This is a genomic window from Streptomyces sp. NPDC006739 (assembly GCF_042869815.1).
GTDB lineage: Bacteria > Actinomycetota > Actinomycetes > Streptomycetales > Streptomycetaceae > Streptomyces.
Window position 1 is genome coordinate 1 of the sequence record NZ_JBIAGM010000005.1, and the last position, 21,887, is coordinate 21,887.

At 73.0% G+C, this 21,887-nt stretch carries 20 protein-coding genes and 2 tRNA genes; 6 read left to right on the forward strand and 16 right to left on the reverse strand.

Annotated features, from left to right (window positions below; all coding sequences use genetic code 11):
- Positions 1–132 precede the first annotated feature (132 nt).
- Positions 133–1,863, forward strand: coding sequence for an AMP-binding protein (locus tag ACFYMM_RS12410; protein ID WP_388385806.1), 1,731 nt, complete (start codon positions 133–135; stop codon positions 1,861–1,863).
- Here ACFYMM_RS12410 and ACFYMM_RS12415 read toward each other — a convergent pair.
- The 6 genes from ACFYMM_RS12415 to ehuB form a co-directional block, all read right to left on the reverse strand.
- A tRNA-Lys gene (locus tag ACFYMM_RS12415) sits at positions 1,829–1,902 on the reverse strand. The genes ACFYMM_RS12410 and ACFYMM_RS12415 overlap by 35 nt on opposite strands.
- Before the next feature lie 90 nt (positions 1,903–1,992).
- A complete protein-coding gene (locus ACFYMM_RS12420) occupies positions 1,993–2,751 on the reverse strand; it encodes an IclR family transcriptional regulator (protein WP_388385807.1) in 759 nt (252 codons plus the stop codon).
- Positions 2,752–2,971: 220 nt separating this feature from the next.
- On the reverse strand, positions 2,972–3,754 hold the full coding sequence (gene ehuA, locus ACFYMM_RS12425; protein ID WP_388385808.1) for an ectoine/hydroxyectoine ABC transporter ATP-binding protein EhuA: 783 nt from the start codon (positions 3,752–3,754) through the stop codon (positions 2,972–2,974).
- Entirely contained in the window at positions 3,744–4,394 is a 651-nt protein-coding gene (gene ehuD, locus ACFYMM_RS12430; protein ID WP_388385809.1) for an ectoine/hydroxyectoine ABC transporter permease subunit EhuD, read from the reverse strand. The genes ehuA and ehuD overlap by 11 nt, the downstream gene beginning before the upstream one ends.
- Positions 4,391–5,038: an ectoine/hydroxyectoine ABC transporter permease subunit EhuC gene (ehuC, locus tag ACFYMM_RS12435; protein ID WP_388385810.1), complete on the reverse strand. Its 648-nt coding sequence runs from the start codon at positions 5,036–5,038 to the stop codon at positions 4,391–4,393. The genes ehuD and ehuC overlap by 4 nt, the downstream gene beginning before the upstream one ends.
- Positions 5,035–5,949: an ectoine/hydroxyectoine ABC transporter substrate-binding protein EhuB gene (gene ehuB / locus ACFYMM_RS12440; RefSeq protein WP_388385811.1), complete on the reverse strand. Its 915-nt coding sequence runs from the start codon at positions 5,947–5,949 to the stop codon at positions 5,035–5,037. Before ehuB ends, ehuC begins: the two co-directional genes overlap by 4 nt.
- Before the next feature lie 47 nt (positions 5,950–5,996).
- Between ehuB and ACFYMM_RS12445 the strand changes: the two genes are divergently transcribed.
- A complete protein-coding gene (locus ACFYMM_RS12445) occupies positions 5,997–6,491 on the forward strand; it encodes a DUF3830 family protein (protein WP_388385812.1) in 495 nt (164 codons plus the stop codon).
- Here ACFYMM_RS12445 and ACFYMM_RS12450 read toward each other — a convergent pair.
- Positions 6,472–7,860: an amidase gene (locus tag ACFYMM_RS12450; RefSeq protein ID WP_388385813.1), complete on the reverse strand. Its 1,389-nt coding sequence runs from the start codon at positions 7,858–7,860 to the stop codon at positions 6,472–6,474. The two genes, ACFYMM_RS12445 and ACFYMM_RS12450, sit on opposite strands and share 20 nt — an antisense overlap.
- A 21-nt stretch (positions 7,861–7,881) precedes the next feature.
- Complete coding sequence (locus tag ACFYMM_RS12455) at positions 7,882–8,835, reverse strand: D-2-hydroxyacid dehydrogenase (RefSeq protein ID WP_388385814.1); 954 nt, start codon at positions 8,833–8,835, stop codon at positions 7,882–7,884.
- Positions 8,836–8,962: 127 nt separating this feature from the next.
- Here ACFYMM_RS12455 and ACFYMM_RS12460 point away from each other — a divergent pair, with 127 nt between their 5' ends.
- The 3 genes from ACFYMM_RS12460 (at position 8,963) to ACFYMM_RS12470 (ending at position 11,717) form a co-directional block, all read left to right on the forward strand.
- Entirely contained in the window at positions 8,963–9,748 is a 786-nt protein-coding gene (locus ACFYMM_RS12460; protein WP_388385815.1) for a decarboxylase, read from the forward strand.
- The gene (locus ACFYMM_RS12465; protein ID WP_388385816.1) at positions 9,745–10,479 is read left to right on the forward strand and encodes a decarboxylase; all 735 of its coding nucleotides are present in this window, start codon (positions 9,745–9,747) and stop codon (positions 10,477–10,479) included. Before ACFYMM_RS12460 ends, ACFYMM_RS12465 begins: the two co-directional genes overlap by 4 nt.
- A gap of 149 nt (positions 10,480–10,628) precedes the next feature.
- Positions 10,629–11,717, forward strand: a complete 1,089-nt coding sequence (locus ACFYMM_RS12470) for an LLM class flavin-dependent oxidoreductase (RefSeq protein WP_388385817.1) — start codon at positions 10,629–10,631, stop codon at positions 11,715–11,717.
- Here the strand turns inward: ACFYMM_RS12470 and ACFYMM_RS12475 are convergent.
- On the reverse strand, positions 11,696–13,513 hold the full coding sequence (locus ACFYMM_RS12475) for a putative bifunctional diguanylate cyclase/phosphodiesterase (RefSeq protein ID WP_388385818.1): 1,818 nt from the start codon (positions 13,511–13,513) through the stop codon (positions 11,696–11,698). The two genes, ACFYMM_RS12470 and ACFYMM_RS12475, sit on opposite strands and share 22 nt — an antisense overlap.
- Positions 13,514–13,828: 315 nt before the next feature.
- Here ACFYMM_RS12475 and ACFYMM_RS12480 point away from each other — a divergent pair, with 315 nt between their 5' ends.
- Positions 13,829–15,088, forward strand: a complete 1,260-nt coding sequence (locus ACFYMM_RS12480; RefSeq protein ID WP_388385819.1) for a M6 family metalloprotease domain-containing protein — start codon at positions 13,829–13,831, stop codon at positions 15,086–15,088.
- A 99-nt stretch (positions 15,089–15,187) separates the two neighbouring features.
- Here ACFYMM_RS12480 and ACFYMM_RS12485 read toward each other — a convergent pair.
- From ACFYMM_RS12485 to ACFYMM_RS12515, 7 genes are all read right to left on the reverse strand, one after another.
- Positions 15,188–15,261, reverse strand: a tRNA-Lys gene (locus ACFYMM_RS12485).
- Positions 15,252–15,863: a bifunctional DNA primase/polymerase gene (locus tag ACFYMM_RS12490; RefSeq protein ID WP_388385820.1), complete on the reverse strand. Its 612-nt coding sequence runs from the start codon at positions 15,861–15,863 to the stop codon at positions 15,252–15,254. The genes ACFYMM_RS12485 and ACFYMM_RS12490 overlap by 10 nt, the downstream gene beginning before the upstream one ends.
- Before the next feature lie 83 nt (positions 15,864–15,946).
- Entirely contained in the window at positions 15,947–16,318 is a 372-nt protein-coding gene (locus ACFYMM_RS12495) for a hypothetical protein (protein ID WP_388385821.1), read from the reverse strand.
- A 494-nt stretch (positions 16,319–16,812) separates the two neighbouring features.
- Positions 16,813–18,150, reverse strand: a complete 1,338-nt coding sequence (locus ACFYMM_RS12500) for an AAA domain-containing protein (RefSeq protein WP_388385822.1) — start codon at positions 18,148–18,150, stop codon at positions 16,813–16,815.
- On the reverse strand, positions 18,147–19,736 hold the full coding sequence (locus tag ACFYMM_RS12505) for a hypothetical protein (protein ID WP_388385823.1): 1,590 nt from the start codon (positions 19,734–19,736) through the stop codon (positions 18,147–18,149). The genes ACFYMM_RS12500 and ACFYMM_RS12505 overlap by 4 nt, the downstream gene beginning before the upstream one ends.
- Positions 19,727–20,845: a hypothetical protein gene (locus ACFYMM_RS12510; protein WP_388386217.1), complete on the reverse strand. Its 1,119-nt coding sequence runs from the start codon at positions 20,843–20,845 to the stop codon at positions 19,727–19,729. Before ACFYMM_RS12510 ends, ACFYMM_RS12505 begins: the two co-directional genes overlap by 10 nt.
- Positions 20,826–21,785 (reverse strand): phosphatase PAP2 family protein, encoded by a 960-nt coding sequence (locus ACFYMM_RS12515; RefSeq protein WP_388385824.1) that lies wholly within the window; start codon positions 21,783–21,785, stop codon positions 20,826–20,828. Before ACFYMM_RS12515 ends, ACFYMM_RS12510 begins: the two co-directional genes overlap by 20 nt.
- Positions 21,786–21,887: the final 102 nt, after the last annotated feature.

The following is a 21,887-nucleotide window of genomic DNA, read 5'->3' on the forward strand; positions in this document are numbered from 1 at the left end:
GGCCGACAGATCGGCGCTCAGGACACCTTGGTCAGTCGCAGACCGGGTCAAGCCGCGGCCCCGTGCGGAACACGATCATCCTCACAGTCGCAGACCTCCACATCTGACGGTACGTCAATTACCGTGCGCCCCATGGAATCCAGGGAATCCAGGGGATCCAGCGGATCCGAGGAGGCCGGGGGGCGCACGGTCGCCGAATTGGTGGCGGCACGGTGGGGCGACCACCGGCCGGGGCTGTGGTGCGAGATGGGGGTCCCCCCGGCAGGAGCGGAGCCGGGAGCCAGGGGGAGGGTGCTGACCCACCACGAGGTCGCGGCCGGGGCGGCGGTCCGGGCGGCGCTGCTGGCCGACCTGCTGCCACCCGGCGCCGAACCGCACGTCGGCGTCCTGCTCGACAACACACCGGAGTTCCCGCTGTGGCTGGCCGGGGCCGCCCTCGCCCGGGCAGCGGTCGCCGGGATCAACCCCACCCGCCGGGGCCCCGAACTGGCCCGCGACATCCTGCACACCGAGTGCTCGCTGCTGGTCACCCGGACCGACCATCTGCCGCTCCTGACCGGCCTCGACCTGCCCGGGGTGCGCCTCCTGGTCACCGACACCCCGGAGTACGAGGACCTCCTCGCCCCCTACGCCGGCGCCGTGCCCGACCCCTCGGGGGCCACCCCGGCCGACCGGTTCCTGCTCTACTTCACCTCCGGTTCCACCGGCGCCCCCAAGGCCGCCCTGTGTTCCCAGGGCCGGCTGGCCGCCGCCGGGCACTCGCTCGCCGGGCGGTTCGGGGTGCGCCCGGACGACGTCCACTACGTGTGCATGCCGATGTTCCACGGCAACGCGGTGATCGCCGACTGGGCGCCGGCGCTGGCGGCGGGGGCCGGGGTGGCGCTGCGGCGGCGGTTCTCGGCGTCCGGGTTCCTGGCGGACGTGCGCCGGTACCGGGCGACGTACTTCACCTACGTCGGCCGGGCGGTGCAGTACATCCTGGCCACCGAGCCGCGCCCGGACGACCGGGAGCATCCGCTGCGGCTGGGCTTCGGCACCGAGGCGGGGGCGGTGGACGCGGCGGCCTTCGAGCGGCGCTTCGGGGTGCGGCTGGTGGAGGGCTACGGCTCCTCGGAGGGCGGGGCGGCGATCCAGTGGTCGCCGGGCACGCCGGCCGGGGCGGTGGGACGGGCGGCGCCCGGTCTCGTCGTCCTCGACCCCGACACGGGCGAGGAGTGCCCGCCGGCCCGCTTCGACTCGGCCGGACGGCTGCTGAACGGGGACGAGGCGATAGGGGAACTGGTGAACCAGGGGCCCAGCCTCTTCGAGGGCTACTGGCGCAACCGGGACGCGGAGCGGGAGCGGCGGCGGGAGGGCTGGTACTGGACCGGTGACCTTTTCTACCGGGACGCCGACGGCTGGCTCCACTTCGCGGGCCGCGGCGACGACCGCATCCGGGTCGACAGCGAGAACCTGGCCGCCGCGATGATCGAGAACATCCTGGCCCGGTACGAGGGTGCCGCCGCGGTCGCCGTGTACGCGGTGCCGGACCCGGTGACCGGCGACCAGGTGATGGCGACGATCGCCGGGACCTTCGATCCGGCCGCCTTCGCCGGGTTCCTGGCCCGTCAGCCCGACCTCGGCACGAAGATGGCGCCCCGGTTCGTCCGGGTCGTGGAGCGGATGCCGGTCACCGCGACGAACAAGATCCACCGGGCGGGACTGCGGAAGGAGGGCTTCCGGTGCGCGGATCCGGTGTGGTGGCGGCCGCCGGGGGAGGAGGCCTACCGGAGACTGACCCGGGCGGACGTCGAAGGGCCCCTCGCTCCCGCGAGAGGCCCCTCATCTGTGCGCCGCCAGGGACTCGAACCCCGGACCCGCTGATTAAGAGTCAGCTGCTCTAACCAACTGAGCTAGCGGCGCATGACTCCCGCCCTCCGCCTTCGGCGGCCGGCGACGAAGAAAATACTACCTGGTCCGCGGGGGTGCTGATGACCACCCCCGGTCACGGCACTAGATCGCGAGCGACAGCAGGACCGGTGCCGCGCCCCGGTTCAGCCGGTCCGCCGCCTGGCGCAGGCGGTGGGCGTGCTCGACCGGGAGGGAGAGGGCCAGGCAGCCCACCGAGGAGCCCGCCGTGATCGGGACCGCCGCGCACACCGTGCCGATCGCGTACTCCTGGAGGTCCAGCACGGGCACCGTGGGCGGCTGGGACTCCAGGCGGGAGAGCAGGAGCTTGTCGCTGGTGATGGTGCGCGAGGTGAGGCGGGCCATCTTGTGCCGGGAGAGGTGGTCGCGGCGGCCGTTGTGGTCGAGCTGGGTCAGCAGGCTCTTGCCGACGGCGGTGGCGTGTGCGGAGCAGCGGAAGTCCACCCACTCGTTGACCGCCGGGGTGGCCGGCCCGTCGGCGTACTGGGTGACCCTGACCTCGCCGTCCACGTACCGGCTGATGTAGACGGCCGCGCCGACCGAGTCGCGCAGCCGGTCCAGGGTGAGCTGGATCTTCTCGCGCAGGGCCTGCTCGCGGTGGTGGGCCGAGCCGAGCCGGCTGAGCGCCGCCCCGGTGACGTACGCGCCGTCGGTGACCTGTTCGACGTACCCCTCGCGGCGCAGCATGCGCAGCAGGGCGGCCAGCCGCTCGGGCTCCAGGCCGGTGTGGCGGGTCAGCTCGGTGTCGGTGACGCCGGTGGAGTGCCGTGCCACGGTCTCCAGGACGCGCAGCGCGTCCTGGGCGGAGTGGTACGGGGCGGTCGGCTCGTGCATCAGCGCCACGGTGGTCCCCCTGCGCTCGCTCTCTGGGCCGCGATCCGGTTGCCGGAACCCCTCCACGATAACCGGCAAAGGCCGGATGGGAAGCGGTTGTTGGCGAGAATGTGGCGCTGCCGGTGCCTCTCAGCTGCGGCACCAGCCCGCTGGCATGTGCCAGCGACATGCGCCGTCCATCGGACCTGGTGTAATCGTGCGTTCACTTCTCGTAGTCGGAGGATCACGGTCACAGGATCGCGCTGAGAAATTCCCGGGTCCGCTCCTGCTCCGGATCGCTGAAGATCTTCTCCGGCGGGCCCGCCTCGATGACCCGGCCCGAGTCGAACATCAGTACCTGGTCGGAGATGTCGCGGGCGAAACCCATCTCGTGGGTCACGCAGAGCATGGTGATGTCCGTGCTGCGGGCGATGTCCCTGAGCAGGTCGAGGACGCCCGCGACCAGCTCCGGGTCGAGCGCCGAGGTCACCTCGTCCAGCAGCAGCACCCGGGGCCGCATGGCCAGCGCCCGCGCGATCGCCACCCGCTGCTGCTGCCCGCCGGACAGCTGGGTGGGCCGGGCGTCGCACTTGTCGGACAGGCCCACCAGCTCCAGCAGTTCCCGGGCCCGCTCCTCCGCCTCGTCCTTGGACAGGCCGAGCACGGTCACCGGAGCCTCCGTGACGTTGCGCAGCACGGTCATGTTCGGGAACAGGTTGAACTGCTGGAACACCATCCCGATCGTCTTCCGGACCTCCCGGACCTGCTTCTCGGACGCCGGGAAGAGCCGCTCGCCGCCGACCGTGATGGTGCCCTCGTCCGGCTTGAGCAGGGTCATCAGCAACCGCAGGATCGTGGTCTTGCCGGAGCCGGAGGGGCCGATCAGGGTGACGTGCCGGCCGGTGTCCACGGAGAGGTCGAGACCGTCGAGGACGGTGTTGTCCCCGAACCGCTTGGTGACGCCCTCCAGACGGATCAGCTCGCTCGCTTGCGTGCCGGCGGTGGCCGGCTGTTTACGGGTCTCAACGGACAAGACGTCGCTCCAGGGTGCGCAGGAGAAGGGAGGCCAGGTAGGAGATGACGATGAAGGCGACGCCGATCACCGTCAGGGGCTCGGTGAACTGGAAGTGCTGCTGGGAGACGAGCCGCGCCCGGCCCAGCATCTCCAGCACGCCGATCGGCATCAGCATCGGCGTGTCCTTGAGCATCGAGATGACGTAGTTGCCGAGCGGCGGCACCACCCGGCGCACCGCCTGCGGCAGGATCACCGCCGTCCAGGTGCGGCGCACGGGCAGGCTCAGCGCCGTCGCGGCCTCCCACTGGCCCGTCGGCACCGCCTCGATGCCGGCCCGGTAGACCTGCATCGTGTACGTCGAGTAGTGCAGCCCGATCCCGAGGACACCGGTGGCCAGCGGGGAGAGGGTCAGTCCCCACTCGGGCAGCACGTAGAAGAGGAAGAACAGCTGCACCAGCAGCGGGGTGTCCCGGACGAACTCCGTGACGACACCCACCGGCCAGCGCACCCAGCGTGTGGGCGACCGCATCAGCAGGGCCCACACCAGCCCGAGGGCGAACGAGATCACCGACCCGAGGGCCAGTGCCTCGAGGGTGATGAGCAGGCCGTCCCAGAAGTACGGCATGAAGTCACCGACGGCTCCCCAGTCCCACTTCATCGGGCCACCCCCGCCTTCGTCCGGCGTTCCAGCGTTCGCATGCCACGGGTGAGCAGGAACGCGATCACGAAGTAGATCAGCAGCAGATAGGTGTAGATCCGCCCGCTCTCCTGCAGCGCGAGGCGCACCAGGTTGCCGCTGAACGCCAGGTCACCCATGCCGGTGATGGAAACCAGCGCGGTGCCCTTGAGCAGTTCGATCAGCAGGTTGGAGAAGGAGGGGATCATCTCCGGCACGGCCTGCGGCAGCAGGATCAGCCTCAGCCGCTGCCAGGGCGAGAAGCTGAGCGCGATGCCGCCCTCCCGCTGCGCCGGGTCGACGGACCGCAGCGCGCCGCGCACGATCTCCGCGCCGTACGCGCCGTAGGTCAGGCCGAGCGCGAGCGTGCCGGCCCACATCGGCACCAGCTGCCAGCCGAAGGCGACCGGCAGCACGAAGAACACCCAGAAGATCATCACCAGCGCGGAGGTGCCGCGGAACACCTCGGTGTAGAAGCCGGCGAGGAAGCGGACGGCGCGCGACCGATGGGTGCGCGCGACGCCGACCACGAAGGAGACCACCGCGGCCAGCAGCGCGCTGTACACCAGCAGTTGGACGGTGATCCACGTCCCCTCGAGCACGATTTGCCACAGGCCCGTGGTCATCCCCGGCACAGCTCCTTCGCGGTCAGGTCGGTCATCTCGGCCCGGGTGAAGCCGAACGGCCGCAGGATCCGCGCCAGTTCACCGCTCTTCTTGAGCCGGTGCAGCTCGACGTTGAAGGCGTCCCGCAGCCTCGTCTCGGTGGGCCGGAACGCGAACGCGCCGCCCTCGATGTGCGGTTTGCCGCCCACGATCGGCACGAAGGGCTTGACTGCCTCCGCCTTGCCCGAGCCCGCCGCCACCTGGCGGACGGTGACGGCGGTGCCGGCGAAGAAGTCGACCCGCCCGGTCTCCACGGCGCTGAGCCCGGCGACCTGGTCGGGGACGATCACCAGGTCGTCCTGCCTGTACCCGGCCTCCACCGCGTGCTGGATCTGGGCGTACCCGGTTCCGGTGGCGCACCTGGCCTTCTTGGCCAGGGCGTCCTTGAAGTCGCGCAGCCCCTTCGGGTTCCCCTTGGGCACGACGAAGGAGTCCAGCATCTGGTAGTCGGGATCCGCGAAGATCACCTGCTGGCAGCGTTCCGGGGTGACGTACATCCCGGCCGCCACGACGTCGAACTGCTGCGAGTTCAGACCCGGGATCAGCGAGCCGAACTCGGTCGGCACCGGCTGCACCCGGTCCACGCCGAGCCGCTTGAAGACCGCCTTGGCCAGCTCCGGCGCCTCACCGGTCAGATGGCCGTTCCTGTCGATGTAACCGAAGGGGATCTCACCCGCGATGCCGAGCCGTACGACCCCCTGCGCCCGGATCCGGTCGAGCAGTTCGCCGCCGCTGGTGGCGGAGGCGGTGGCCACGCGCGAGCAGCCCGCGACGCCCAGCGCGCCGATCGCCAGGGCGCCCGCGAGCACGGACCGTCGGCTGTGTCTGAGTTCGTGTCCGGTGTGGTTGTCGTACCGAAGTGGTGGAGCCATGGCGGCGCAGCTACCCGAGCGCACTCGACTTATGCACCATGGTTTGCATGGCCGAACGATTCGTCGACGTCTCGCTGGTCACGCGGGACGTGCACTGCACGGCACGGCTGCTGGCCGACCGCGCCCCGCTGACCTGCGCCGCCGTATGGGACGCCCTGCCCCTGTCGGGCGACGTCTACCACGCCAAGTACGCCCGCAACGAGATCTACGCCCTGTTCCCTCCGTTCGCGACGGCAGAGCCGCCGCTGGAGAACCCGACGGTCACCCCCATCCCGGGTGACCTGTGCTACTTCTCCTTCGCCGGAACCGAGTTGGGCACCCAGGCCTACGGCTACGACCGGGAGGTCCGCCCCGGCAGCACGGTCGTCGACCTCGCCCTCTTCTACGAACGCAACAACCTGCTCCTCAACGGCGACGTCGGCTGGGTCCCGGGCATCGTCTGGGGTGAGGTCACCGACGGCCTCGACCGGATGGCCGAGGCCTGCAACGACCTGTGGCGCACCGGGGCGGCGGGGGAGACGCTCAGCTTCCGAAGGGCGTGAGCCCGGCCCCGTACAGCGCGTGGGCGGCCCGCAGCACCAGGTCGTCGCGGTGCCGGGCGGCCACGATCTGCAGGCCGGCCGGCAGCCCGTCGGCGTCCACGCCGACCGGTACCGTCGCGGCCGGCTGCTGGGTGAGGTTGAAGGGATAGGTGAACGGCGTCCAGCCCGTCCAGCGCTTCAGACCCGAGCCCTTCGGCACCTCCGCGCCCGCCTCGAAGGCGGTGACCGGCAGGGTCGGGGTGAGCAGCAGGTCGTACCTCTCGTGGAAGCGGCCCATGCGCCGGCCGAGGTCCATACGCACGTCCACCGCCGCCAGATAGTCCAGCGCGCTCGACCTGCCGCCCCGCGCGCAGATTTCGCGCAGGCCCGGATCGAGCAGCGCGCGCCTCTCCTGCGGGAGGTTCTGGACGACACGGGCCGCGCCGCTGAACCACAGGGTGTGGAAGGCGTCCACCGGGTCGGTGAAGTCGGGGTCGGCCTCCTCGACGTACGCGCCGAGGTCCGCCAGCGCCGCCACCGCCCGCCGCACCGCCGCGGCCACCGCCGGGACCACCGCCACCTGGCCGCCCAGCGACGGCGAGTACGCCACCCGCAGCCCGCGCACCCCGTCGGCCAGCGCCGCCGTGAAGGACCCCGGCGGCGGTGGCAGCGCCGACCAGTCGCGGGCGTCGGGCACCCCGATGACGTCCAGCATCAGGGCCGCGTCCGCCGCGTCCCGGGTCATCGGACCCACGTGCGCCAGCGTGCCGAACGCGCTCGCCGGGTACAGGGCGACCCTGCCGTACGTCGGCTTCAGCCCGAAGATCCCGCAGAACGCGGCCGGGATGCGCACGCTCCCGCCGCCGTCCGTGCCCAGCGACAGCGGGCCCGCGCCCAGCGCCACCGCGGCCGCGCTGCCGCCGCTGGAGCCGCCCGCCGTGCGGGACGGGTCGCGCGGATTGCGGGTCACCCCGGACAGCGGGGAGTCCGTGACGCCCTTCCAGCCGTACTCCGGGGTCGTCGTCTTGCCCAGGAACACCGCGCCGTGCTCGCGCAGCCGGGCCACCGACGGCGCGTCCTCCTCCCAACTCCCCTCCTCCGCGATCGTCTTCGAGCCGCGCAGGGTGGGGTGGCCGCGCAGCAGCAGGATGTCCTTCACGGTGACCGGCACCCCGTCCACCAGCCCGGCCGGCTCGCCGCGCCGCCATCGCTCCTGAGACCGGCGGGCCATCGCCAGCGCGTCCTGCTCGGTCAGCCGTACGAACGCGTTCACCTCCGGCTGGATCCGCCGCGCCCGCTCCAGGGCCTCGGTGGTGGCCTCCACGGGACTGAACTCGCCCTTGCGGTAGCCGTCGAGGAGCTGTACGGCGGTCAGGTCGGTGAGCTGCATGCACCCTCCAAGGGGTCCGTGTCAGTGACCGGGCACGTATCCGCGTTTCTTGTCGACCACGTTCACCAGGGGCCGGCCCGCCGCCCAGCGCTCGTACAGGTCCAGGAACTGGGCGCCGAGGTCGTCCCGCCAGCCGACCGTGTCACCGCTCATGTGCGGGGAGACGATCAGCCCGGGCAGCTCCCACAGGGGGCTGTCCCCGGCGAGCGGTTCGGCGTCGAACACGTCCAGGGCGGCGCCCGCGATCCACCGCCGGGTCAACGCCTGGACCAGGGCGTCCTCGACGACCAGCCGGCCGCGCCCGACGTTGAAGAAGTACGCCGAGGGCTGCATCACGCCGAACCGGCGGGCGTCGAACATGCCGTCCGTCTCCTCGGTGAGCGGCGCCGCCGCGATCACCCAGTCCGCGCGGGCCATCAGCCGGTCCAGGTCGTCGGGCCCGTGGATCCCGGTCCGCGGCACCCGCCCGACCAGCGCCGTCGTCACACCGAGGGCCTTCAGGGTGCGGGCGATGGCCCGGCCGATCGGCCCGGAGCCGACCACGCACGCGTGCGTGCCGGCCACCCGTCTGCCCTCCCGGTGCCGCCAGGTCCGCTCCCGCTGCAGGTCCAGGGTGCGGGGGAGGTCCTTGGCGACCGCCAGGACCAGCGCGGCCACGTACTCCGCGATGGGCTGGTCGAAGACCCCGCGCGCGTTGGTCACCACCGTGTCGGAGGCGGCGAGTTCGGGGCACATCAGATGGTCCACGCCCGCGCTCGCGGTGTGCACCCAGCGCGGCCGTGGCCCGTCCCCCGGCCAGGCCTCGCGCACCGCGTGCGAGGCGAAGTCCCACACCAGCAGGGCGTCCGCCGTGGGCAGCCGCTCGGCCAGGTGCGCCGCGTCGGTGCGTACGACGCGGGCGCGTCCGGTGAGGCGGCCGAGCCGGGGCGGCGGATCGGCGTCCAGGACCAGCAGGGTGGGCTGTGTCGGCGTCATACGGGGCGGCTCCGGGCGTCTGACATGCGCGGATTGACCACGCTCGCACCCGAATCTACCTTCGTCAACACGGGCGTACCCACGATCCGTTGCCCACTCGTCTCCGAGCGTGAGGCCGGTGTCTGCCATGGACGTCTCCTTTCTCGGCGGTCCCCGCCCCCAGCGCGGTGTCGGCGTCGTGGCCCCCTTCGACTTCGCCCTCGACCGCGAGCTGTGGCGCTGGGTGCCCGACGAGGTCTCGCTGCACCTGACCCGGACCCCGTTCGTGCCGGTCGAGGTGAGCCTGGACCTGGCCCGGCTGGTCAGCGAGCACGAGACCCTCGGCGATGCCGTGCGCGCGCTGACCGCCGTCGCCCCCGAGGTCGTCGCCTACGCCTGCACCTCCGGCAGTTTCGTCGGCGGGATCGCCGGCGAGCGGGCGATGTGCGCCGCGATGAGCCGGGCCGGCGCACTGCCCTCGCTGACCACCTCCGGCGCGCTCCTGGAGGCGCTCGCCGAGCTCGGCGCACGCCGGGTCGCCCTGGTCACGCCGTACACCGTCTCGGTGACCCGGGCGCTGGAGGAGTACGTCGCCCAGGCCGGCGTAGAGGTCACCGGGTGCGCGTTCATGGGTCTGACCCGGCACATCTGGCAGGTGCCGTACCGGGACGTGGCCGCCATGGCCCGGCGGGCGGCGCGCGGCGGCGCGGCGGACGTCCTGTTCATCTCCTGCACCAACCTGCCGACCTACGACGTGATCCCCCAGCTTGAGGCCGAGCTGCGCATCCCGGTCCTCTCGGCCAACCAGGTCACGATGTGGGCGGCGCTGCGCCGACTGGGTACCCGAGCCGTGGGGCCGTACCAGGCGCTGCTGGACGAGGCGGCGCGCGCATGGCCCGTACTGCCGGAAGAACAGCAGGAAGGGTGGACATGACAGCACTCGGATTCCTTTACCCGGGTCACTCGGCCGAGGACGACTATCCGCGCATCGAGCAGCTCCTGGGCAGCGACATCCGGCTGGATCTGGTCCACACCGACATCGGCGAGGACGCCCACCGGGTGGATGCGCTGCGCGAGATGGGCTCGGCGGAGCGGCTCGCCGAGGGGGTGGAGACGCTGCGCCTGGCCGGCGCGGAGACGGTCGTGTGGGCGTGCACCAGCGGCAGCTTCGTGCACGGCTGGGAGGGCGCCCACGAGCAGGTGCGCGGACTGGCCCAGCGCGCCGGGATGCCGGCCTCCTCCACCTCCTTCGCCTTCGTGCACGCGGCGCGCGAGATCGGCGTACGGCGGGTGGCGGTGGGGGCGACCTACCCGGAGGACGTGGCCGCGCTGTTCGCGCGGTTCCTGCGGGCGGGCGGTCTGGAAGTGACCGGAACACGGTCCTCCGGGATCGTGACGGCCGCCGAGGTGGGGACGTGGACGGAGGAGGACGTGCTGACGCTGGCGCGCGCCGCGGACGCCGCCGACGCGGACGCCGTGCTGCTGCCGGACACCGCGCTGCACACCGCCGCGCATCTGACGCTGCTGGAGAAGGCGCTGTCCAAGCCGGTGCTCACGGCCAACCAGGTGACCGTGTGGGAGGCGCTGCGGCTCGTCGACCGGCGGGTGAACGCCCCGGCGCTCGGGTCGCTGTTCACCCGCGAGCCGATCGTGCAGGTGCGCTGAGGCCGCGCTCCCGGGACCGGTGAGGCCGCGGGGACGTCGGGCGTCCAGGGGGTTCCGCCCCCCGGACGCCCCTCCGGAATAAACGGAGACTCTCTCCTGTTAGGTGCCGGAGGACATCGCAACGGCCGAAGAAACAGGAGGCACGCACCGTGTCGGCAGACGAGATCCGGGGCACCACGCACGGGACCGCCCCCGTCCCCCTCTCCGTACTGGACCTGGTGACCGTCGGCGCGGGCCGCACCGCCACCGACGCCCTGCGCACCAGCGTGGAGCTGTCCCGGCTGGCCGAGGCGCGCGGGTTCCACCGGTACTGGGTGGCCGAGCACCACTCCATGCCGGGTGTCGCATCCTCCTCGCCCGCGGTGATCCTCGCCCACCTCGCCGCCCACACCGACCGCATCCGGCTCGGCTCGGGCGGCGTCATGCTGCCCAACCACGCGCCCCTGGTGATCGCCGAGCAGTTCGGCACGCTGGAGGCGATGGCGCCGGGACGGATCGACCTGGGGCTCGGGCGGGCGCCCGGCACGGACGGGGCCACGGCCGCGGCCCTGCGGCGCACGGACTCCCTCAACGAGGGCGCCGACGACTTCCCGCAGCAACTCGCCGAGCTGACCCGCTTCCTGGACGACGACTTCCCGCAGGGGCACCGCTACGGGCGGATCCACGCGATACCCGGACCCGTGCAGGGCACCAGCCCCGGCGGCGTCCAGTCCCCGCACCGCCCGCCCATCTGGCTGCTCGGCTCCTCCGGCTTCAGCGCCCGGCTGGCCGGGGTGCTCGGGCTGCCCTTCGCCTTCGCCCACCACTTCTCGGCGCACAACACCGTCCCCGCCCTGGACCTGTACCGGGAGTCCTTCCGGCCCTCGGAGGTCCTCGACGAGCCCTACGCCCTGATCGGCGTCTCCGCGCTCGCCACCGACGAGGCGGCCGAGGCCCGCCGGCAGGTACGGGCCACCGCGCTGAACATGATCCGGCTGCGCACCGGGCGGCCCGGCCTCTTCCCCTACCCCGACGAGGCGGAGAAGTACGAGTTCAGCCCGATGGAGGAGGAGTTCGCCGCCTCCTGGACCGGCAACATCGTGCACGGCACGGTGGACGAGGTCCGCTCCGGCCTGGACGAGCTGCACCGGCGCACCGGCGCCGACGAGCTGATGCTCACCTCGCACGCCCACCGTGGCGAGCTGCGCCTGCGTTCCTACGAACTGATCGCCGACGCCTACGGCTTGCCCACCGCGTAGGACTGCGTCCCCAGCAGCTCGGAGATACGATCCGGCGGCACCGGACGGGAGTACAGCCAGCCCTGCCCGGTGTCGCAGCCGATCCGGCGCAGCCGGGTGGCCTGCGCCGAGGTCTCCACGCACTCGGCGGTGACGGTGAGCCCGAGCCGGTGGGCGAGCTGGATCATCGCCTCGACGATCACCTCGTCGGCCGGGTTCGGCGGGACGGCCGCCGTGCCCTTGGCGGTCGTCTCCTCGTACTGGAAGCCGCGCACGAAGGAGCCGTCGAGCTTCAGCACCGACACCGGCAGCCGGCTCAGGTACGCCAGGTTCGAGTAGCCGGTGCCGAAGTCGTCGATGGCGATCCGCACGCCCATGTCGCTGAGCGCCTGGAGGACCTGGAGCGGCCGGCCGGCCGAACCCATCACCGCCGACTCGGTCAGCTCCAGCTGCAGCAGGTGCGGGGCGAGACCGGTCTCGGCGAGGGTCTCCGCCACGTCCGCCACCAGGTCGGAGTCCCACACCTGGCGGACGGCCACGTTCACGCTGACGAAGATCGGCGGCTCGCCGGGGTGGTCCAGCTGCCAGCGGCGGGCCTGCCGGCAGGCGGTGCCCAGCGCCCAGCGGCCCAGCGGGACGATCGAACCGTCCTCCTCCGCCAATCCGATGAACCGATTCGGCGTCAGTCTGCCGAACTGAGGATGATTCCAGCGGATCAACGCCTCCACCCCGCTCAGCGTGCCGTCCTCCATCCCCACCAACGGCTGGTACTCCAGGGCGAACTCACCCCGGTCGATGGCCGGGCGGAGCGTGGAGGACAGGGCCTGACGGGTCATCCGGTGCGCGTTGCGCTCGGGGTCGAAGAGCGTCCAGCGGGACTTGCCGTCGGCCTTGGCCCAGTACAGGGTCGTGTCGGCGGCCTGCATCAGACCGGTGGCGGTGGTGCCGGCCGCGTGCCGCTCGACCACCCCGATCGACGCCGACAGCGACAGCCGCTGCCCGGCCAGGTCGAAGGGGGCCTGAAGGGCCGTCAGGCAGGACTCGGCGAGGTCGGCGACCTGTTCCGTGCCGGTGGAGTCCTCCACGAGCAGCGCGAACTCGTCGCCGCCGAGCCGGGCCACCAGGGGCGTGCCCGCACGGGCGCACCCGGCCTCCTCGGCGACCCTGGTCAGCCGCTCGGCGACGGCTGCCAGCAGCCGGTCTCCGACGCGGTGGCCGAGGGTGTCGTTGACCGCCTTGAAACCGTCGAGATCCAGGTAGCACAGGCCGATCCGGCCGGTGCCGCTCTGTTCGTACGACTCCGCCTCCAGCGCCGCCGTCAGGCGCTCGAAGAACAGGGTGCGGTTGGGCAGCCGGGTCACCGGGTCGTGCATCTGCAAGTGCCGCAGCCGGGCCTGGAGTTCCCGCCGGGCGCTGACGTCGGCGACCGACACCAGGACGCCGGGCGCGCCGTCCGCCAGCGGCGAGACGGTGACCTGCGCCCACACCGAGTGCCCCTCGGGGTGTTTCAGGCGGCGGGTGCAGCGCAGCCTGGCCTGCCGGCCGCGCAGCACCTCGCGGTAGGCGTGCCAGGTGCGGGCGTCCGAGGCCAGGTCGACCAGGTCGGCGGCGGGCCGCCCGGCCAGCTCGGCCGGATCGGTGCCGAGCAGCTCGCCGAAGGCGGGGTTGGCGCTGACCACCAGCCCCTCGCGGCCGACGACGGCCATGGCGTGCGGTGCGGCCGCGAAGACACGGTAGTAGGTGTTGTCGTTACTGTCTGTGACGGCTGACCGGTCGAGGTCTGCCGCGGGCGTCGGCCCTTCGGACGTTCCGCTCACCGCTCGCTCCCGCAGTGCACTCGATCGCTGTCGTGCCGGAAAGTGTGCCGATCATAGAGGCTGGCCCTGGGGCCTTCCAGCCACTGTCCAGTCTCGCGGATGGACCGGCCGTTCTGACAGATCGTTTCTGCCCGCACCTGGACGGCTTCTTCAGGCCCCCGACCAGTTGTGACGTTCCGTGAGTGTTTCGGGGTGTCGGCCATTCGGGTGTGCCGGGAGCCCCTCACCCTTCTGGTGCAGACAAACAGGGCACAGTGCGCAAAAGTCGCACAAGCTGGGTGCGGCATCCCGCGAACCGTATCCGGAGGTCCCGTCGTGCCGCGTCCCCAGCTGCGCAGCACCGCCGCCGTGCTCACCACGATGTCCGCCCTGGCCGCGACCACGGTCCTGACCGGCCCGTCCGCCGCCGAGCCCTACGACCCGGCCCCCTGTGCCCTGCACCGCACGGACACGCACCACTCGGAGGGCGTGGACACCTGGAACCGCGCCTACACGCGCCCGACCAGGCCGCTGTCCGCTGTGATGATCTTCCTGTCGTTTCCGGACGCCACCCCGCGCACCACACCCGCCGAATTGACGGCCGACCACTTCCCGGCCACCAGCCGCTTCTACGAGCAGGCCTCCTACGGCCGTTCGACGATCCGCCCCTACCCGCTGAACCACTGGCTGCGCATGCCGCACCCGTCGACGTCGTACGCCATAAGGCGCGACTGGAGCGCCGAGAACCGGGCCGCCTACCTGCGCGACGCGTTCTCGGTGGCCGACGGCGCCGTCGACTTCTCCCGCTACGACATCGTCTACTTCGTGGCCGACCCGGACGCGCCCGGCGTGGACTCCGACGCCACGAAGGTGGTCAATCTGGACACTCCGGTGCGGGTGGACGGCGCGGAGGTGCGGCGGGTCGTCACCGTCTTCGAGAAACACCCGCCGGACCGGCTGGTCCTCGCCCATGAGACGGGCCATGTCCTCGACCTGCCGGACCTCTACCACCGCCCGGTCGACGGCAAGGGTGACTGGGACACCTATGTCGGCGACTGGGACCTGATGGGCAGCCAGTTCGGGCTGGCGCCGGATCTGTTCGCCTGGCACAAGTGGAAACTGGGGTGGCTGGATCCGCGCCAGGTGCTGTGTGTACGGGGCACCGGTGCCACCCGGCTGACCCTGGAACCGCTCGAGGCGGGCCCGGGTGTCGCGGTGCAGGGCGCGGCGGGGGCGCCCGCGTTCGGACTGGGGGACGGCGTGAAACTGGCGGTGGTGCGCACCGGGCCGGACAGCGCGCTGGCCTTCGAGGCGCGGGGGGCGGCCGGGAACGACCGGGCGGCCTGCCGGCAGGGGGTGCTGGTGTACCGGGTGCGCGGCGGGGCGGAGTCCGGCGGTGGCCCGATCGAGGTGGTCGACGCCCATCCGCACACCGAGGCGTGCTGGGAGAACTCGGTCTATCCGCCCCTGGCCGATGCGCCGGTCGCGCTCGGGGAGAGCTTCACCGTGCCCGGGGAGGGGGTGAAGGTGGAGGTCGAGGGGCGTACGGCGTCCGGGGCGTGGACGGTGAAGATCACACCGGGGGACATGGACTGAAAGCCGTCGGGCGCGTGGCCGAGAACGACGAGGGCGTGGGGCAGAGACGACGAGGGCGGTCCGGGTTCTTGCGAACCTGGACCGCCCTCGTTCTGCGCGTGCGCCGCCAGGGACTCGAACCCCGGACCCGCTGATTAAGAGTCAGCTGCTCTAACCAACTGAGCTAGCGGCGCCTGCTGACGTCGTAGACCTTAGCATCCTGATCGGCGGGAGGAAAAATCGATATCCGCACGGTCGCGCGGGCCGCCCGGACGGCCGCCCAGAGCACCACCTCGGGGCCGGGCAGCCAGGGGTGCCGGGTGTCCGGGGCGACCAGCCAGCGAGCGCCGTCCCGGGCCTCGGACGTGTCCGCACCCGTGCCCGGGCCGATGGGCGGGACGGTCACCGCGTCGCCGTGGCCGTGGCAGAGCAGCGGGGGTACGGCCTCGGTGCGGCGGCCGTCGCCGTGGCTGCCCCACTCCTCCCAGGCCAGCAGGGAGGGCAGCCGCTGGGCCGTGCCGGGGGCGGCGAACAGGAGCATGCGGCCCCGGTACACCGCCACCGGACCGGAGCCCGGGCCCTCCGCCCACAGCCGATCCAGCATCCGGCGCCCGAAGATCGCCGGAGCGTTCACCACGTCGAAGACGGTGCCGCAGGGCAGGACCACCGGGGCGTCCGGGCGCTCCTGCCAGAGGGCGAGGGTGCTGCGCGGGTACGTACCGGCGGAGGTGAGCCAGGCGGCGCCGTCTGAGGTGACGTCTGTGGTCATGGACCCAGGTCTACCGCCCGTGAGCATCCGGCTCCGGGGGGTTGCGGGAATCCGGGACAGGAAGGGACGGGGTGGAGTATCTTGCCCGCCTGGCATATGCCAGTCGGTGATCAGACCGGATCGGCGGAGCCCGGGCCCTCCGCGCCGGCCCCCTTCATCAGGTCCCGGCCGAACTCGACCATCTTCTTCGCGTAGTCCTCGGTCCACTCGGCCCGCTCGGCGATGTCCGCCGCGGTCAGCCGGTCGAACCGGCGCGGGTCGGCGAGCTGGGCCGCGGCGATGGCCTGGAACTCCACCGCCCGGTCGGTGGCCGCGCGGAACGCCTGGGTCAGCTCGGTGGCCCGCGCCAGCAGCGCCCGCGGATCCTCGATCGACTCCAGGTCGAAGAAGTGCTCGGGATCGGCGACCGCTTCCACGGGCTCGAAGAGCAGGGGCGCGGGGCGTAGCCGCGGTTCGTTCCGACGCGGCGTGGGCTCCGCCATGTCTCGTCCTCTCCACGTACGGTTCGTTCGACGGGCACCGCCTTCCGGCGGCCACGGTCCATTCTCTCGCGCCGACGCAACAGGGTCTCGGGCTACGGCCCGATCACCCGACACCGCCCCCGCCCCCGACGGCTTCCCACAGCCCGCCGCGGGCCAGGGGCACCAAGCCACCCGGTGTTCGGTCAGGTGGGTCAGTACTGCGTGGTTGGCCTCCCAGCCGTCCGGGCTGTGTCGTTCGGCCGCCTGGGGCGGCGTGCCGGACTCCGTCCGGCGGGTGGGGGTGGTGTGGCCGATCGCGGGCCGGGCAGGTGCCGGGGTGGTGGTCAGGGGTGCCAGGGGACTTGGTGTTCGGTCAGGTGGGTCAGTACTGCGTGGTTGGCCTCCCAGCCGTCCGGGCTGTGTCGTTCGGCCGCCTGGGGCGGCGTGCCGGACTCCGTCCGGCGGGTGGGGGTGGTGTGGCCGATCGCGGGCCGGGCAGGTGCCGGGGGTGGTGGTCAGGGGCGCCAAGCCACCCGGTGTTCGGTCAGGTGGGCCAGTACCGCGTGGTTGGCCTCCCAGCCGTCCGGGAACTTCACGAGGGTGCCCAGCTGGACCGGTTCCGTCGAGGGGTAGTCGTCCAGGAGGTCGGTCACCCCGGCTCGGCAGATCATGATGCAGGCCTGGCGGTGGCGGGACGCCAGGACGCACAGGCGGCCCGTCTCCAGGTGGAAGGCGGTGGCGTCGGGGCGGCCGGAGAGCGGGTGGAGGACGACCGTGACGTCGTACTCCCGGCCCTGCAGACGGTTCGCCGTGTCGACGGTGACGTCCGCCACGCCCACGTCGGCCAGCGCCGCGCGGACCGCCGCGGCCTGGTCCCGGTGGGCCGTGCCCACGGCGATGCGGTCGGCGGTCAGCGGGGACGGCTCCGGCGAGCGCTCCGAGATCGCCGCGCCGCCCCGGTCCAGCAGCCGTCGTACCACCGCCGCCACCGCCCGCACCGCCTCCGGATCCGTGCGCGGGGTGTGCCGGGCGGGCAGCTCCAGCAGGCCCCAGCCGGAGGCCGCCGCCTCGTCGATCACCCGGTCCGGGCCCGAGCCGTCCGAGGGGACCGCGAAGGACAGCCGGCGGTCGCCGGGGCCGGTGCCGCTGCGGAAGGGGGTGTAGGGGTAGAACGCGTCGGAGACCAGCGGTGCCGCCGAGGCGGGCAGCCGCCAGGAGACCGGGAGGCGGTGCTGGGGCAGGTCCGGGTTGTGGGCCAGGAGCGTGCTGACCGCCGAGGCCGAGGGGTCGTACGACAGTCCCGCCCACTGCTCGCTGCCCACGATCGCGAAGGGGTCCAGCTGGCCCGGATCGCCCACGAACAGCGCCCGCTCGAACAGGCCCGCCACGGCCAGCAGCGCGTCCGAGCGCATCTGGTACGCCTCGTCGACGATCGCGTGCCGCCACGGCTCGTCCACCTTGACGTGCGCCCACTTCGCGGCGGTGGACAGGACGACCGGGATGCCGGTCAGCTCGGCCGCCTTCGCGGACTTGCGGACGTTCGGCAGGTCGTCCAGCGCCTTGTCGTACGGGTCGGCGTCGCTGCTGTGCAGACGGCCCACCGGCAGCTCGGGGTTCTTCTCGGCGAGCCTGAGGACCAGGTCGTCGACCTGGGCGTTGGTCTGCGCGATCACCATGAGCGGGCGCCCGGCGTCGGCGAGTTCGAGCGCCGCGCGGACCACCAGGGTGGACTTGCCCGCGCCCGGCGGGGAGTCGACGACCACGCCCCGGTCGGTGCCGTACAGGGTGTCGTGCAGGATCGCGTCGGTGGCGCGGGAGGCCGCGGCTCCCGGGTCGAAGTCGACGGTCGTCACAGGATGTCCTCCCGGGTGAGGGGATCGGCGGCCTCGTGCACCGCCTCGCCCGGCGGGCCGCCGTGCGTCCACGGCGTCTCCTCGGGACCGGGCAGTTTCGCCCCGCCCCGCTGCTCGTGTTCGAACAGGGTGAAGCAGAGCCGGTCCCCCTTCTCGGGCACGGAACCGGCCTCGGGCTCCTTGCCCCGGCCCATCTTGTCGAGGATCCGCAGCACCAGGACGCCTTCGCCGTCGTACCCGGCGAACTCCGCCGACTGCGGCCTGCCGCCCAGCGAGCGGTACACCTTCGCCCGCTGCCCGAGGTGCGGCCGGTCCTGCGTGCGCACCGTCACCAGCGGGCGCGGACTCGGCCGCTTCGCCTCCGTGTACGCCATGACGACTTCGGTGACCTCGCCCGCGAACGCCTCCCCGGCGAGCCGCCGTCCGGCCATCACCAGCGGGTCGTCGAGCGCCTCCTGCGCCTCCAGCCGGGCCTGTTCGCGCTCGCGCGTGGCGAGCTTGTTCGCGGCGGTGACCGCGTCGTCGCGGCGCGGCTGCGGGGGTTCACCGGCGAGCACCCGGTCGCGGTGGCCGGTGAACGACCAGCGGTCCCGCGTCCACCGCTCCTCGACGTGCCCGCCCTCCGGCAGCGTCTTGAGCAGGTCGAGGCCGCGCCACACGGCGTCCCAGGTGGGCCGGGTACGGCTGTCCACCAGGGCGCGGATCTCCCGCTCGGCCGCGGTGAGCGCGCCGAGGCGGTCGTCGGCCTCCAGCCCGTCCTCGGCGGCGGCGAGCGCGGTACGGGCCCGGTCGTAGCGTTCGAAGGCGGGGGCCAGCAGCTTGTTGTCGAACGCCGGGTCGGTGGCGGGACCGGCCGGCGGCCACAGCAGCTGGCCGCCCTCGTCCCGCGCCAGCTCCGCCCGGCGCGCCGCCTCGGCGCCCGTGCTGCCCCCGGGCGGATCGATCCAGGCGAGCAGCGCCCCCAGGTGCTGGTCCTCGACGCCGGACTGGCCGGTGGCCCAGTGCCGGGACAGCACGTCCGTGAGGGCGAGCAGGAGGGAGGAGCCCGGCACCCGGGCCCGCTCCCCGAAGTGGGTCAGCCACCGCCCGAGCAACGGCACCCGGGGCGGCGCCGGGTAGGGCGCCTCGGGGTCCTGCTCGGCGGTGCGCCGGAACCGCATGGAGCGCCCGAGCAGCCGTACGTACTCCAGGCCCGCGCGGCTCGGCACGATCAGCTGGGGTGCGTCCGCGCACAGGTCGACCTCGACCTTGACCCGCTTGCCGGTCTCCGGGTCGGTCTCGGTGCGCTCGGCCGCCTCGACGGCGTCGGCGTGGGCGTCGATGTACGGCAGGACCACGTCGGCGAGTTCGGCGAGGAACGCGAACCGCAGGTCACGGTCGCGTGGCTGGGGGACGACCAGCAGGCGCGGGGCGTCCCGGTCGGTGCCGACGAGCGCGCCGAGCGGGGCGCCGGCCTCACCGGCGGTGGTCAGCGGCACGAACACCAGGGGCCGGTCGGACAGATGCCGGTGCCGGACGGTCGCGGCCGGCTGGGCCCGGCCGGTGCTGACGGCCTCCAGCCGGGCGAGGGTGGTGATCAGCGACAAGGGGCCACCTCCCGGCCGCCGGCCGCGAGGGCCTCCGCGCGCAGGGCCGCCGCCCGGCGCAGGGCCGCCACGGCGGGGTCGTCCGGGTCGCCGGTCTCGCCCCGGGCCGCCGACAGGACGTCCTCGACGGTGCTCAGAGCGCCCAGTTCGGCGCGGAGCGGGCGGCCGAGGGAGGTCACCGCGCCCTCCGCACGTGCGCGTTCCCGGCAGTGGAAGGCCAGTTCGCAGGCGGACAGACAGTCGGGCGCGTAGGTCGCCGGGACCGCCTCGACGGACGCCGTCAGCTCCTCGGCCGGCCGGTCGGGGGCGAAGCAGGTGCCCTCGGGCAGGGTGTCGGCGATGTCCTCGACCCGGGTGAGCCGGGCCAGCTGGCGGGCGGTGACCGCGCGCTGCTTGCGGACGTCGACGGCGGAGGCCGTGGGCATGTTGGAGAAGTCCTTGGGGCACACCAGCAGCACCCGGTGCCGCACCCGCGCGGGCGGCGCGCCGTCCGCGCCGAGGCGGGCCGCGACCTCCTCCAGGGCCAGCACGTACACCGCCGCCTGCCGCACGGCCGCGCCCACCTTCGCCGGGTCGGCCGAACCGTCCAGCATCGGGAAGGACTTGATCTCCACGACCGTCCAACTGCCGTCCGGGTGCACCACCACCGCGTCCGGCTCCAGGAACGCGAGCGAGCCCGCGACGTCCAGCGCCAGCATCGGGTGGTCCAGCAGCGTCCAGCCGCCCGCGCGGGCGGCCTCCCGCAGCGCCAGCGCCGTACGCGCCGTACGCCCCTCGGGGCCGATCGCGGACAGGTCGGGGACCGCGGCCCCGGCGGGCGGCTCGGCGGCCGGGTCCAGCCGGGTGTGCACCAGACGCAGCAGTTCCGCGCCGCCGTCCGCCTTCACCTTGGCCTCGAAGGCGTTGCCCCGGGTCAGCGCGAACTGCGACTGGCCGAACGCGGACGGCGCCCCGAGCGCGCCCGCCAGCGCCGCCTTGTCCACGCCGGCGCTGTCCAGGATGGCCCGTCTGCGGCACCCGGGGTTGGCGGCGAGCGCCGCCAGGGCGCGTGCGTCCAGGGCCTTGGCCGGTACGTCGGGGCCGCGCAGCTCAGCGAGCCGCTGCCGCAGCCCCTTCCCCCGCGTCGGTGGGAGAGACGTCCGGCTCGGCCGCGGACGCGAGTCGGGACTCGCGCTGCCGTGGAATTCGCTCACCCGGGGAAGTCTGGCATCCGCCACTGACAACGGCGGAACCAGCGTCCCGCGAACCGGCCGCGACCACCGGTGCGGACGCCGTCGCGCGAGCCGTCACCAGCTCTGCGGCACGCGTCACATACGGCGCGAGCAGGAGTCCGACGCCCATCACGGCGACGCCCGCGACCGCGTCCAGCAGGTAGTGGTTGGCGGTGCCCATGACCACCAGCGCGGTCAGCAGCGGGTAGGCGACGCCGAGCGCCTTCGCCGGGCGGGAGCCGCCGTGCCGCCACAGCATCACGCCGCACCACAGGGCCCAGCCGACGTGCAGGCTCGGCATGGCCGCGTACTGGTTCGTCATACCGCCCATGCCGCGCGGGGCGCTGGCCTCGGCGCCCCACCAGCCGTACGAGCTGTACTGGGCCATCGTGTCCACGAAGCCGTGCCCCCCGGCGAGGAGCCGGGGCGGGCAGGTGGGCAGCAGGGTGAAGCCGATCAGGCCGATGAACGTGGACGTCATCAGCCAGGTGCGGGCCGCCCGGTAGATCTCCTGGCGGGTGCGGAACAGCCATATGAGGATCGCCGGGGTGACCAGGTAGTGCAGCGACGCGTACCAGAAGTCGGCCGGCACCCCCAGCCACGCCTCCCGGGTGAACAGGCGGTTGAGCGGGTGCTCGGCGTTGATGTGCAGGAACTGCTCGGCGCGCAGGATCGCCAGGCCGTGGTCGACGGCGGAGGAGACGTCGCCGCGGGCGAGCAGCCGGCCGGCCGAGTAGCAGGCGTACACCAGCATGATCAGCGGCAGCTCGGTCCACCAGCGCAGCCGGATCCGGGCTCGCGGGGACACCTCGGTGCCCGGTGTCTCGGTCTGCGGCATCCGACCGTCATCCCCCTTCTCCTGCGCGGCGCCCGGCGGGCCGACCGTGCCACTTTACGGCGTACGTGTCCCGCGCCGGCGGGGTGCTCCAGCCCTCAAAGA